Consider the following 12,272-nt stretch of genomic DNA (forward strand, 5'->3'; position numbering starts at 1 on the left):
AAGCTTGACTTTTTCTTCGGAATATCGGAAGGTGTCCGAGGCGCCGGCGAACTGACAGAAATGGGAATCTGGAATGGAAATGATGAATTGGCTGCCCGAGCATTCGGCAGCCTTGGAGGACCTGCGCGCCCGCGGCTTGTCCTATTCGGAAATCGCTGACAGGATCAACGAATCCTTCAATACCGCCTACACACGCAATGCGACCCTCAGCCGAGCGCAACGCATGGGGTTGGCGGGCCTCGATCGGCCCGAACCGTCCCTGCCCGGACGCCTCGATCCACCCAAGCCGTCCTCGCCGGAGCTTCCGGGGATCGAGCGGCTGCGCGAAGGACGGGCCGAACCGAAGCCGGATCCGATTCGCTGGCCGAAGATGTTCGCCGACACGGCGGAGTTGCCTCCGCTTCGTTGCGCTGCGGTCACGCCTCGGCATCTTTCACTGCTCGATCTCAAACCGGGCGATTGCCGCTATCCCTATGGCGGGGATGCCGACGGCGAGGTCATGACCTTCTGCGGTCATCCAAGCCACTCGGGCTCGAGCTACTGCACCCCGCATCTTGACCTCAGCCGCGATCCCGACGCTTCGGCGAAGCCTGTCCTGAACGATGCCTGGCTTCGAGCCGTCGGAGCCATCTGAGCAATTCGTTTCTCGACCGCCAGGACGTCGGTCCGCATTCCGCAAACTGCGACCGCGCGGAACACGCTGCGCGTTCATCATCAGATATCAGGAGGTCACCAATGCCGCGCGCAAAACGCCACAAACCGTACGATCCCGCCAGAACGCATGATCGACGCTCGACGGATCTGCCCTTCAATGCCGAGGTGGCGACCGTCGAGGTCGACGATCCGCTTGCGCTCGAGCTGGGTGATAAAGTCGTTGCGTTTCGCTCGATACGCAACGATCCGCTCGGCCGGTTGCATGCGCACCGACAGATCGACGACGCGCAGTATCGGAGCGGTCGGGCTTTCCAGAACGACTGGGAGAAGGCCGAGCGCGGCCCGCGTGCCGTGGATACCACGCGTGAGTACGTTGATGGCGGCCGGCAACGTGAGCCGATCACGGAGGGACAGCGCCAGGCGGCCTTGCGTTTGAACCGCGCCGAGCATGAACTTGGCGCCGACGGATCGGCGTTGGTGCACGACGTCCTGATCCTCGGCATGACCATGGAGCAGGTCGGGCAGCGGCGCGGGCTGCGCACGCAGCGCTGGCACGACTATTTCGCGCGGCGTCTCAAGGAATGCCTGGATCGGCTGGCGTTGATGTACGGGCTTGCCACGGCGAACAAGGTTCCCGCGAAGGGCCGGTAATGCTGATGTAAGGCAATGCGACCACGTGCCGGTTGCCGCGAAGGTAGCCGGTACATCACACTGCAAGACTGTGCTTTGCCTCACACTCAATCCTTGCCTGTGATCGCGATGTGCTCCGTCATGTTGTGCGGAAGATGGTCGACAGTGGCGCGGACTCTCATGTAACTTCGCTCGCGTCGACGATCAGCCTGCATTCGGGTGCAACATGCTTGCCTCTTCGGCAGGCAATGGTCCGGTACAACCATAAGGGAGTTCGCAGCGGCTACGCCCGCCTACATCTCATCCAGCATCGCGAACATCACGAAAACGTGGGTCGATGCCGGCGCGGAGTCCGATCAACACCACCCAAGGAGAAGCGACCGATGAATCACACTGGAAACTGCTTTTGCGGCGCCGTCGAACTCAAGGTCACGGGGGAGCCCGAGGCGATGGGCTACTGTCACTGTCGTTCATGCCGCTCCTGGTCCGGCGGTCCGGTGAATGCATTCAGTCTCTGGAAGCCCGGGGCGGTCGAGGTCACCAAGGGCGCCGATCATATCGCGACATTCGAGAAGACCGCGATGAGCCAGCGCAAATATTGCAGCAAGTGTGGCGGTCACCTGATGACCAACCACCCGACGCTTGGGCTCGTCGACGTGTTCACGGCGACGATTCCGACGCTGAAATTCAGCCCCGGCGTTCACGTCAATTATTCCGAGGCGGTGTTGCCGATCCGCGACGGTCTGCCCAAGCTGAAGGATTTTCCCGCCGAGTTTGGCGGCTCGGGCGAGGTGATCGCCGAATAGCGCGACGGTCGTTCTCGACGACGAGAGCGGGGGGCGACGGAGCGTCGCCACCCGCCCATGTATCCTCATTCCATCGGCCGGACTCCGCGACATGTCCGCTGTCCGGCAATTTCCTCGACATTGGGCTGGTTCGGCTTGTCGGTGCCCCTACGCTACAGGGGCCGTCTTGGCCGACCGGAGCCATGTCAGACGAAGGTCCCGCCCTGCAAAATCCGGGTTTGGCCTTGGTGACAGGCTTCCGCTAAAAGGCAAGCGGTGTCAGCGTTGGTAGCAGCCATCGTATTTCGCCTGACAAAATAAATAGAGGAAGCGTCAGATCATGGCCCGACCAGAACTGCCTGGGCGCACGCCGCGCGGGGAAGGACTTCCGACGGCGCTCGACGGCCTGCTGGTTGTCGACTTCACCCGCGTCGTCGCAGGCCCGGCCTGCACGCAAACCCTGGCCGACTTCGGCGCCGAGGTCATCAAGATCGAGAATCCGGATGGCGGTGACGACACGCGCGCCTACGAGCACGCCGAAATCGGCGGCGAAAGTGCGGCGTATCTCAGCCTCAACCGCAACAAGCGCGGCATCGCCCTCGATTTCAACAATCCGGCCGGGCTAGACGTCGCGCGCGCGTTGATTGCCAAGGCCGACGTCGTGGTGGAGAATTTCTCCGGCGGCGTGATGAAGAAGTTCGGTCTCGATTATGCGTCGGTGGCGCCGGCCAATCCGCGGCTGGTCTATTGCTCGATCTCTGCCTACGGCCGCAAAGGCGATTTCGCGCTACGTCCAGGTTTTGACCCGATCACGCAGGCCGAAAGCGGCTTCATGTCGCTCAACGGCTTTCCCGATGGCGAGCCGGTGCGCACCGGTCCGCCGATCGTCGACATGGCAACGGGCATGTCGGCCTGTAACGCCATCCTGCTGGCGTTGATTGCGCGCGACCGGCTCGGTCGCGGCCAGCAGGTCGAGGTCGCCTTGATCGACACCGCGGTGTCGATGACCGGTTTCTACGGCATGGCCTATCTCATCAACGGCAACAATCCCGGCCGTTTCGGCAACTCCCCGAACGGCTCGCCGACCGTCGGCGTCTACCGGGCATCCGATGGTCCGCTTTACATGGCTTGCGCCAATGACCGGCTCTATCGCCGTCTGGTGACCGAGGTGTTGGAGCGTCCGGACCTTATTACCGACCCCGAATTTGCGCACCGGAAGAATCGGACCGCCAACAAGGAGAAGCTGCGCGCCATCCTTGCCAGCGTGTTTGCAAGCGACACGCTCGAGCATTGGATGGCGAAGATGAAGAAGGCCAACATTCCGGTTGGCTATCTCCGCACGGTCGAGGAGGGGTTCAATGCGCCCGAGGTGCGCGACCGTCACCGACTGAGCAAGATCGCGCATCCAACCGCCGGTTCGATTCCGAACATCGAGCAGCCGGTCAGTATGAGCCTGACCCCGACGGTCGATCCCGTTGCGGCGCCACTGCTCGGCCAGCACACGCGGGGTGTGCTGGGCAAGACGCTTGGCTACGACGATCGGCGCATCGCTGCATTGGCGGAGGCAGGCGCGTTCGGCAAGGCAGGAAACACCGGCTAGAGCCTTTCCCGCTCCGACGGAATCGGAGCGGGGCTCTAGTTCTTGTTTTGACGCATTTTCTTTACGCGAACCGGTTTCCACTTCGCTCGAAATATCTAGCCACGTCGCCGGCCTGCATCGAAGATCAAATATTCGCAAACCAAACTGACCGTAGGCGAGAGCAACGGCTCTCGCCTCGCGGGACGTCGTTCAGACGCCATGGGGCCCGGTGCGCGCCAGCGGCCTCCAGCCGGAATTGGCCCGATTCGGGACCTCAGTTCGGCTTGCTGCGCAAGTTGTTCCTTGGCATACCTTCAACCTCCTCGGGCTCCGCTCGATCAATTTCGAGGCGCGCCATCCGAAGTATGAGGGTTGCCGTGGTCAGGCCGAGGCGTTCGGCCTCTTGCGCTGCGGTGTCGACCTTCTGGGCCAAGCCTTCACGTTTACCTGGGTATGCCATTCGTAATCCTCACTTAAGGTGCGAGATGAAAAATCCCACATATGTTGCAGAGCAGCAGAAGAAGCTCGGAGCTCCATCGAGCGAAACGCTGGAAAGCCTGCGACTGCTGAAGGCCTTCCTTCGACTTGCGCCCGACCAGCGTTCCGAGGTCATCGAGCTGGTCGAACGTTTGGCGGTTGAACCGCCGGGCGATCCCTCACTGTCCTGAGGTGCTCGCAATCTCTCCTGTGGGTCAGTGGTTCAATGGTTTGGCGGGCGGCTGGATCGCGATCACGTAGATTGCGCCGCCCTCCAACGCCTCGGATTGATGCCGGGTGCCGGCTGGCAGCAGGATGGTGTCACCGGCACCGACCACCCGCTCGCCGCCATCCCAGATGAAGTTCAGCCTGCCGCTGATGATCATCAGGATTTCATCGACCGGATGGGTATGGAAATGATGCACTTTGCCGGCCGCATCGTGCTGCAGCTCGACCGAGCCCTGTGCCGGAAGCAGGTTCAGGATCTCCGGATCGATGGCAAGTTCGGTCTTCGTGCCTGCGATGATCTGGGTCATGCTGCCTGTTCCTTGTTTGCGATCGGGGGCGTCTTGTTCTGCGCGAGCTTGGCGAAGGGACATCCGGTGCTCGCGGTGTTATCGTCGTGCAGGAAGTACTGCAGGTATTCGCGGCCGTCGCTCGCGCCGTAACGGCCGAGGAGCGGGGAGGGGCTTGCGCTGTCGTACGGGATCAAGCGCTTTCGCACCTCGGCGAACGCGGCGTTCGCCGCCTTTTCCGTCCCGAGGATTTTCTCGAACACCCAGCGCGGCTGGAACGTGAGCATGAACGCGCTGGATCGCCGGCTCTGGCGCATCACATGCGCAGGCGTCGTGCAGACCACGAAGATCGGCTCGCCCGCAAACGAGAACTCCCACATCGGGTGGTCGATCTGCTCGGGAATCTCTGATGGCCATGGGTTCTTGTCCAGCCGTGCGAGCTGGTCGAGCGTCAGCCACATCTTGCGATAATAGGCGTCGAGCGTCTGTACCGGGCGGGGCCGCGTGAACACGATCAGCGAGGTGTTGGGACCGAACGAGCGCGCCTCCGACACGTATTGCCCAAGTTGCTCGCCGAGCACCGCGACATCATACGGATCGAGGAAGAGATAGCGGAGCTGATCCTGGCGATGTCCGGTCACCCCGAACACGCAAGGGAACGGCCTTGCCTCGCTGCTCATCTGGGCTTCAAACTCGGAGAACATCACGCTCTGCCAACTGCTGACCGGAAAGCTTGACGCAACTTCGCCTTTTCTCAAGAACAAGCGCTCCATAACACCCCCCACACTCATAACGACACTAACGAGCTATCAACTTGCTTCTCATCACCAGCGGCCCGGCAATGCCCGGCAACGACATGAGAAGCAGAATGACGATCAAGGCGCTGTAGCCGCCGTCGCCGATCGCGGCCGTGTTGTGCACGGCGTCGGTTCCCGAGGCGTGGCTCGCGGCAAGCATTGCGAAGCCAATGATGGGCTGCGCGACGCCGGCGAAGATCCCGGCGGCAGTGGTGTTCACGGAGGCACCGACGCCGATGAGGTCCGCGGTGTAGAGCTTCTTGACGCATTTCAGCACCAGCGGGACGGTGCCGCCGGCGACGAGGCCCAGGGCCGTGAACACAACGGTGACGTAGGCGAGACCAAATGTCTGCGCGATCGGCGGCAGCAGCATTGCGATCAGCAGCATGCGCAAGGCGCAGATGCCGATCAGCGCGCGGTCGAGTGCGGCTGCGGCACGATCGGCGACGTGACCGAGGAAGATCGAGCCGAGCGCGTTGCCGATCATGAAGGCGAGCAGCGGCGTTCCAGCCGCCGTCGGCGAGATATGGAAGAAATGAGCGACCATCGGAATGCCCCAGACGCCCGACAACGTCGTCACCACCGCGAAGTGCGATGCAAACGTCATTGCGCAACCCCAATTCGCGACATGGGTCAGCGCTTGCCGCGCAGCCAGCACGACGCTCTTCAGTGTCTTGTTGCTGTGTGAGGCCGGATCGGGCTTGAGCGCGAGCTTGGCGAAGGCGAGGTTGGCAAGTCCGATGCAGGCGATGAACAGGAAGCAGGCCCGCCAGCCGAATCCCGAGACGGCGGCGGCGAGCGGCGTGGTCGCAATCACGCCTCCGACATAGCCGGAGACCTGCGAGATGCCCGACATCATGCCGAACCGCTCGTCGGCGAAGCTCTGCGCCACCAGCTTCAAGAGTGCGGTGAAGACCAGCGCATCGCCGCAGGCGACGATCAGGCGCGCGGCAAAGACGTCGAGCAGGTTCGGCGCCAGCGCGAATGCGGCGCTGCCGAGCGAAGAGGCAATCATGCTGACGAGGACGACGCGCTTGACGCCGTAGCGATCGACCAGAAGTCCGGCCGGGATCTGCATCAATGTGTAACCCCAGAAATAGCTCGAGGCCAGCATCGCAACACCGGCTGCATCGGTGTTGAAATCGCGCATGAAGCTGAGGCTTACCGACTGTGGCGACACGCGTTGCAGGAAGGCGATGGCGTAGGCGATCGCCACCGCCGTCCATGCGAGATAGGCGCGATCGGTGAAGCGCGACGTCGGGGCGTAAACCGCTTGTTGTCCGAGCATCGACATCACACCCTCGCGTAACCGACCGAGAACAGCGCATCCGCTGAATTCGGAATCTTGCGCGACATCGCAGCATCGACCAGCGATGCGGTGCCGTGATAGGCCTGCCGATGGTGTTTAATGTGGCCGTAAGCGCCGCGCATGATCATGTCCGGCAGTTCGAGCGGCTTGCCTGGATAGAGCGAGGTGCACATCTCGACACAGGCGGCCTGCAATGCAGGATCCTGCGCATCATCGAGCAATGATGGGGACACTTTTTCGCAAATCTTAGCGTTCGCGGCCCAGACGATCGGATTGCGGGTACGCCAGCCGTAGAGCACGTTGCCGTCGGGTCGCTCAGTTGCGCCCGAACATTTCAGGACTTCCGATGTGAAGAAGCCGTAGAAGCCGCGGCCCTGGTGCGCCGGCAGCACTTCGGTGCCGCTTCGATAGATTCCAAGTCCGGCCGACATCTGCAGGACGCGGTAGACCGAGAAAGCCACGAGGCCGGATCCGTCACAGACGAGGATCAGGCTGTACTTCTTGTCGAACGGCGAAGAGCTTGCTGTCCAGTGCGGCTCGGTAGCCTGCCAGTTGACGGCAATGATGCCGTTCATGGCGTCCATCAGCGGCTGACGGTCGCAGGCTTCGATCCGGGAGGCGTCGGGTAGACTGTAGATCGCGTAGTCCGTCCAAGGCGATCTGATCGCCTCATATCCGCTGCCCAGATGTCGCGACATGGCAGAACTCCAACATTCCATCGCGAGCTATACATGGCAGCCTCGAATGGCTTAAAGGACAATATGCCCTCGAAAACTGCCAAACCGCGCCGGCCTGAGGCGCGCGACCAGAAAGCCCCGCGGCGGATCGCGATCGTCGCCTTTCCGGGCGTCACCTTGCTTGACATCTCGGGGCCGGCGCAGGTGTTCGCAGAGCTGGAGGCGATCGAGCTACCCGGGCCGGACTACGCGCTGTCCTATCTGTCGGCCTCGGGAGGCCTGGTGCCGACCGACGTCGGCATGATGATCGACACGGCGCCGATCGCCAGCCTTGCGCCTGCCGAGGTCGACACGCTGGTGATCCCCGGCGGGCCGGGCATCTGGAAGATCCGCAACGACGCCGAGTTGATGAACTGGATCGTGGGGACGTTGCCGAAGGCGCGCCGGATCGCGTCGGTCTGTCTCGGCGCCTTTGCCCTGGCCTGGACCGGAATCCTGGACGGCAAGCGTGCTGCAACGCACTGGCGCTATTGTCCCCGTCTGCAGGACAGCTTCCCCAACATCCGTGTCGAGCCCAACGCGATCTTCGTCAAGGACGGACATGTCTGGTCGTCGGCAGGGGTCAGCGCCGGCATCGATCTGGCGCTCGCCATGATCGAGGAGGATTTCGGCCACACCATCGCGCTCGATGTCGCGCGCAGGCTTGTGGTGTTTCTGAAGCGGCCCGGCGGTCAGAGCCAGTTTTCGACCGTCCTTGCCGCCCAGGCATCGGACGTCGAGGGCCGCTTCAGCGCGCTGCACGCCTGGATCATCGAGAACATCACTGATGACCTCAAGGTGGAGACCCTCGCGGAAAAGGCCGGGATGACGCCACGAACCTTTGCGCGGACCTATGTCAGCCGCACCGGCATGACGCCGGCAAGCGGCGTCGAGGCGCTGCGCGTGGAGACTGCGCGCTTGCTGCTCGAAAGCCGTCAGATCGGTGGCGTCGTCGAGGTCGCCAAGCGCGCGGGGTTTGGCGACGACGAACGCATGCGGAGGGCCTTCCTGCGCCACCTCGGCGTGTCGCCGACCGAGTACCGAAACCGGTTCTCGGGCAGCTAGCTCGCCTCAGGCGAGCTTGGTTCGGATGCGGGCGCTTCGCGCCGCAAGCGGATCTATCCCACAAGCGAATAGCTGGCCTTCGTTCGCCGGATTCGTCGCTCCAGTGGTAGCTTTTCCGGTTTGTCTGCGGCTATTGTGCCGGCCAAATCGGGAGAAGAAACACCATGAATGACGGGACCCCCATTCGACAGGCGCGCAATGTCGAACTCGGCGCCAGCGGCGAGGAATTCCAGAACCTGCACGAATTCGCGCAAAAGGCCCGCGCCAGGCTGAACCAGAACGCATGGGACTATATCGTCGGCGCCTCCGAAACCGAGACCACGATGCGCCGCAACAGAATGGCGCTCGACGAGATCGCGTTCCGGCCGCGCGTCCTTCGCAATGTCATCAATATCGATCCCTCCACCGAGGTCTTCGGGCGCAAGCTCAGGCTTCCCGTAATGATCGCCCCGGTCGGCGCGCTTGAGATCTTCGATCCGGATGCCGGCGCGGCCGTTGCGCGCGGTGTGGGAACGTTCGGCGCGGCGCACATGCTGAGCTCGGTGTCGGAGCCCGGGCTCGAGAACACCGCCAAGGCGGCGCCTGACGCCTTGCGTATCTTCCAGCTCTATGTGCGCGGCGACGACGCGTTCGTCGAGGATGTGGTCAGCCGCACCATCGACAATGGCTACGCCGCGTTCTGCCTCACCGTGGACACCGCTCATTACAGCCGCCGCGAGCGCGACATCGCCAAGCGCTATGTCCGCGAAAGCCGCATCCGCGCCACCGGCGGCGACTTCCAGAAAGGCCTGGAATGGCGGACGGTGAAGTTGATCAAGGACAAGTTCAAGATTCCGCTGATCCTCAAGGGGATCGCCACCGCCGAAGACGCAAGGATCGCCGTCGATCACGGGGTCGACTGGATCTACGTCTCAAACCATGGCGGGCGCCAGCTCGACCACGGCCGCGGGTCCATGCACGTGCTGCCCGAGATCGTTCAGGCCGTCGCCGGCCGTGCCAAGATCATGGTCGATGGCTCGATCTGCCGCGGCACCGACATCGTGAAGGCCATCATCTCGGGCGCTGACCTGGTCGGGATCGGCCGATTGCAGTGCTGGGCGCTGGCCGCAGCCGGCGAGGCCGGCATCGTGCGGATGCTTGAATTGCTGGAGGATGAGGTGATCCGTTGCCTTGGGCTGCTCGGCGTCACCAGCTTCGCCGAACTGGACAAGACCTATCTGCATCCGGCGGTGCCGACCAATCCGCCAAGCGTGTTCAGCGCATTCCCACTGCTGGATATCGAGCCCTACCGCTACTGACCGACTGCGAGAGGCATGACGCGATCGGAGGCGGGGCTGCCGTGCCGAACGACTGAGCGCGCCGGCAGCTTAGCGCGCGTTCAGGAAGCTTTCGCCGGCATTGCAGGGCGTGCACTGATAGGTCAGGACGTCGTAGACTTGGTCGCGCGGCTCGATCAGGGCGAGCCGCATTTGCGTGCCGCACTTCATGCACGGCATCTCGATGCTGGTCTTGAATCGGGTGCAGGTCGGTGTCGGACGAACGGCGCGCAGCATCGGATCCCCTTATTCCCCAAGAGACGCGAACGCGACCAACAACGAGGTCGAATCACTATGCCACAGTGCTGACACGATTGGAATCGGCTGGGGGACGATCCGGCCTCAGCTAGGCAATTTTTCCTCGATCCGGGCGCTGACGCCGTCACGATCTATGCTAACGTAAGCGAACGCTTGTTTCAGGGGGGCGCGATCATGATTGAGCCGAAGCTGGAAGTTCCCGCCGAGTTGCGCGATCTCGCGGAAAAGACCATCGACCAGGCCGAACAGGCCTTCAGCCTGTTCTTTGATGCCGCGAGCAAGTCGATGACGGCGATGCCGGGCACGGGGACCGAGATTTCCAAACAGGCGCTGTCGTTCACCGAGCAGAACATGAAGGCGGCGTTTGAGCATGCGCGCAAACTGGTGCACGCGACCGATCTGCAGGAAGCGATGCGGATCCAGTCGGAGTTCCTGCGCAGCCAGTTCACCAATGCCGGTGAGCATATGCGCCAGATCAGCGGAAGCGTGATGTCCGCAACCAAGGACGCGGCGAAAGGCAAGTTCTAGGACGCGCCTAGCGCCGGCGCGCGACAGCGACGCCGAGCAGAAACGCGACGAACAGGCTCGCGAGTGGCGCTTTGCGCGTGACCGCACTGACCGTGGCGAGGGCTCCGCCAGGCCGGCGCGAGGTCGCGATTGCGTCGCTGAGGCGATCGGCCGCCGCTCGAAGTCCGTCCGACACCTCCGTGATGGTGCGCGAAACATCCGTCGCGGTGTCGATCGCGCGCTCACCGAGCGTGGGCTGAAGTGGGGACTCGGGCGTTTCGGTGCTCATGTGGCGTGCTGCTGTTTGACTGGTCAGGTGAGTGCCGTCCCTGGTCTCCGTGCACTCGCGTGTTCTGAATGGCGGGTGACGGCCACGTATCGTGCAAATTCAGCAGTTGTGGATTGGTTCCATCGGCATGCCTCGCTTTCTCATCGGGGAACCGGAAACTTGTGCGCAGGTCGGGGCTTGTCTCCATGGAGGAGACGATGATGACAATGCATGCGCATGGGATAGCGGATCGCCGTTCGACCGAGCATCGAAGCCGGCACGGCGGCGCGCCGCTGCTGGTTGCGGCTGCGGTTGCGATCCTTGGCGTGCTGGGCATGCTGGTCGTCGACCACGGTCCGTGGAGTAAGCCGAAGGTGCAGCCGGCCGCCTCCGCGAACTACTCAACGACCGGTGAGGCAGCACGCGCTGCTGGTGCAAGGGTGATGCCGACCGAGCCAAAGGCGCCGATTGAGCCTGCTCCGCTTGGTCCCAAGCCCGCTCAACCAGCTAACCCGATCCCTGCGCAATAGTGCGAGGCGTCGACGCACCCGGTGCACGGTGCGGGAATTGATTCGTCGGACCAATCAGCGGCACAAAATCATCGCCGGTGGTCAGCGCACGCTGACGAGCATGCCCCAGACCGCGGCGAATCCGGCACCGACGAGAACCAGCACCGGACTGTCGCAGAAGATGCTGCCGTACTGGCACATGGTGGTACCGAGCGAACCGATCTGATGATGGCCCGCGGCATAGAACAGGCCGGACAGGACCGCGAGCACGGCAGCAACGAAATACATCGACGCGTCCTCCTTGCAATCGAACTGCGGCGCGGGTCGACCGACGCGAGCCAAAACTGTCCTGAGTCGATCCAAATTGTGAGCTGCTTTGTCCCCTTGACGCGTCGGGCAACTCAGCGGCACACTGACATCATCGCAACAAGCATAAGGCGATCGGCGCCAGCTCGTATTGCGATTTCCGGATCAAACTCGGACTTTCGATCAAGGCGGTTTCTCACCGTCGAAGCCGACGCATCACATTTTACCGATCGCATTCAGCTCGCAAAAAGGGTTTGACACGTCGGGCAACTCAGGGGCATAATCCGAAAATCAGAAATTGTTGAGCCCGCGCGGAGCAATCCGCGGCGGGCTTTTTGTTTGCCGTTTCACCAATCGGACGGCGGCCGCACCGTCACGACGCCACATCCTCCCACCCTATCGCCTGAGCGTCGCATGCGTGCCGCCGTCCGAACCCGTTGAAACAAGTACGAATTGGCCGGTGCGCGCGAACGTGCCGGCCCTGCGGCGCGGCGCAAGCCGGCGCCGCCCGCGGCCCCATTCGTCCGGGATAAGGTTCGCGCCCCAAAGATCGCCGCCGCTGCGCGATCTGCCGCACATTC

Annotated in this window: 17 protein-coding genes; 9 read left to right on the forward strand and 8 right to left on the reverse strand. The window is 62.9% G+C overall.

Annotated elements, in window-relative coordinates; genetic code table 11:
• The first annotated feature begins 73 nt into the window (after positions 1 to 73).
• From ACVW17_RS20560 to ACVW17_RS20575, 4 genes are all read left to right on the forward strand, one after another.
• The gene (locus ACVW17_RS20560) at positions 74 to 634 is read left to right on the forward strand and encodes a GcrA family cell cycle regulator (RefSeq protein WP_456753568.1); all 561 of its coding nucleotides are present in this window, start codon (positions 74 to 76) and stop codon (positions 632 to 634) included.
• 101 nt (positions 635 to 735) lie between these two features.
• A complete protein-coding gene (locus ACVW17_RS20565) occupies positions 736 to 1,305 on the forward strand; it encodes a DUF6456 domain-containing protein (protein ID WP_456753569.1) in 570 nt (189 codons plus the stop codon).
• Between the two features lie 362 nt (positions 1,306 to 1,667).
• Entirely contained in the window at positions 1,668 to 2,090 is a 423-nt protein-coding gene (locus ACVW17_RS20570) for a GFA family protein (RefSeq protein WP_456753570.1), read from the forward strand.
• A 319-nt stretch (positions 2,091 to 2,409) separates the two neighbouring features.
• On the forward strand, positions 2,410 to 3,669 hold the full coding sequence (locus ACVW17_RS20575; protein WP_456753571.1) for a CaiB/BaiF CoA transferase family protein: 1,260 nt from the start codon (positions 2,410 to 2,412) through the stop codon (positions 3,667 to 3,669).
• Between the two features lie 253 nt (positions 3,670 to 3,922).
• On the opposite strand, the gene ACVW17_RS20580 is transcribed toward ACVW17_RS20575, so the two are convergent.
• Positions 3,923 to 4,108 (reverse strand): hypothetical protein, encoded by a 186-nt coding sequence (locus tag ACVW17_RS20580; RefSeq protein ID WP_456753572.1) that lies wholly within the window; start codon positions 4,106 to 4,108, stop codon positions 3,923 to 3,925.
• Between the two features lie 25 nt (positions 4,109 to 4,133).
• Here ACVW17_RS20580 and ACVW17_RS20585 point away from each other — a divergent pair, with 25 nt between their 5' ends.
• Complete coding sequence (locus ACVW17_RS20585; RefSeq protein ID WP_456753573.1) at positions 4,134 to 4,316, forward strand: hypothetical protein; 183 nt, start codon at positions 4,134 to 4,136, stop codon at positions 4,314 to 4,316.
• A gap of 24 nt (positions 4,317 to 4,340) precedes the next feature.
• Here the strand turns inward: ACVW17_RS20585 and ACVW17_RS20590 are convergent, their stop codons facing one another.
• The 4 genes from ACVW17_RS20590 to ACVW17_RS20605 all read right to left on the reverse strand — a co-directional run bounded on the left by ACVW17_RS20590 (position 4,341) and on the right by ACVW17_RS20605 (position 7,444).
• Positions 4,341 to 4,661 carry a cupin domain-containing protein gene (locus tag ACVW17_RS20590; RefSeq protein ID WP_456753574.1) on the reverse strand — a complete coding sequence of 107 codons (321 nt, stop codon included), beginning with the start codon at positions 4,659 to 4,661 and terminating at the stop codon, positions 4,341 to 4,343.
• Positions 4,658 to 5,344 (reverse strand): YqcI/YcgG family protein, encoded by a 687-nt coding sequence (locus tag ACVW17_RS20595; RefSeq protein ID WP_456753575.1) that lies wholly within the window; start codon positions 5,342 to 5,344, stop codon positions 4,658 to 4,660. The genes ACVW17_RS20590 and ACVW17_RS20595 overlap by 4 nt, the downstream gene beginning before the upstream one ends.
• A gap of 94 nt (positions 5,345 to 5,438) precedes the next feature.
• A complete protein-coding gene (locus ACVW17_RS20600) occupies positions 5,439 to 6,731 on the reverse strand; it encodes an MFS transporter (RefSeq protein WP_456753576.1) in 1,293 nt (430 codons plus the stop codon).
• On the reverse strand, positions 6,731 to 7,444 hold the full coding sequence (locus ACVW17_RS20605) for a hypothetical protein (RefSeq protein WP_456753577.1): 714 nt from the start codon (positions 7,442 to 7,444) through the stop codon (positions 6,731 to 6,733). Before ACVW17_RS20605 ends, ACVW17_RS20600 begins: the two co-directional genes overlap by 1 nt.
• Positions 7,445 to 7,507: 63 nt before the next feature.
• Here ACVW17_RS20605 and ACVW17_RS20610 point away from each other — a divergent pair, with 63 nt between their 5' ends.
• Both ACVW17_RS20610 and ACVW17_RS20615 read left to right on the forward strand, forming a co-directional pair.
• Complete coding sequence (locus tag ACVW17_RS20610; RefSeq protein WP_456753578.1) at positions 7,508 to 8,527, forward strand: GlxA family transcriptional regulator; 1,020 nt, start codon at positions 7,508 to 7,510, stop codon at positions 8,525 to 8,527.
• 164 nt (positions 8,528 to 8,691) lie between these two features.
• A complete protein-coding gene (locus ACVW17_RS20615; RefSeq protein WP_456753579.1) occupies positions 8,692 to 9,825 on the forward strand; it encodes an alpha-hydroxy acid oxidase in 1,134 nt (377 codons plus the stop codon).
• 69 nt (positions 9,826 to 9,894) lie between these two features.
• On the opposite strand, the gene ACVW17_RS20620 is transcribed toward ACVW17_RS20615, so the two are convergent.
• Positions 9,895 to 10,080, reverse strand: a complete 186-nt coding sequence (locus ACVW17_RS20620) for a hypothetical protein (RefSeq protein WP_163157998.1) — start codon at positions 10,078 to 10,080, stop codon at positions 9,895 to 9,897.
• 195 nt (positions 10,081 to 10,275) lie between these two features.
• On the opposite strand from ACVW17_RS20620, the gene ACVW17_RS20625 reads away from it, so the two are divergent.
• Complete coding sequence (locus ACVW17_RS20625; RefSeq protein ID WP_163158000.1) at positions 10,276 to 10,629, forward strand: phasin; 354 nt, start codon at positions 10,276 to 10,278, stop codon at positions 10,627 to 10,629.
• A 7-nt stretch (positions 10,630 to 10,636) separates the two neighbouring features.
• On the opposite strand, the gene ACVW17_RS20630 is transcribed toward ACVW17_RS20625, so the two are convergent.
• Entirely contained in the window at positions 10,637 to 10,897 is a 261-nt protein-coding gene (locus ACVW17_RS20630) for a hypothetical protein (RefSeq protein WP_456753581.1), read from the reverse strand.
• A 185-nt stretch (positions 10,898 to 11,082) separates the two neighbouring features.
• On the opposite strand from ACVW17_RS20630, the gene ACVW17_RS20635 reads away from it, so the two are divergent.
• The gene (locus ACVW17_RS20635) at positions 11,083 to 11,406 is read left to right on the forward strand and encodes a hypothetical protein (protein ID WP_456753582.1); all 324 of its coding nucleotides are present in this window, start codon (positions 11,083 to 11,085) and stop codon (positions 11,404 to 11,406) included.
• Positions 11,407 to 11,487: 81 nt separating this feature from the next.
• Here the strand turns inward: ACVW17_RS20635 and ACVW17_RS20640 are convergent, their stop codons facing one another.
• Positions 11,488 to 11,673, reverse strand: coding sequence for a hypothetical protein (locus ACVW17_RS20640; protein ID WP_456753583.1), 186 nt, complete (start codon positions 11,671 to 11,673; stop codon positions 11,488 to 11,490).
• Positions 11,674 to 12,272: the final 599 nt, after the last annotated feature.

Source organism: Bradyrhizobium sp. USDA 4473, assembly GCF_054063335.1.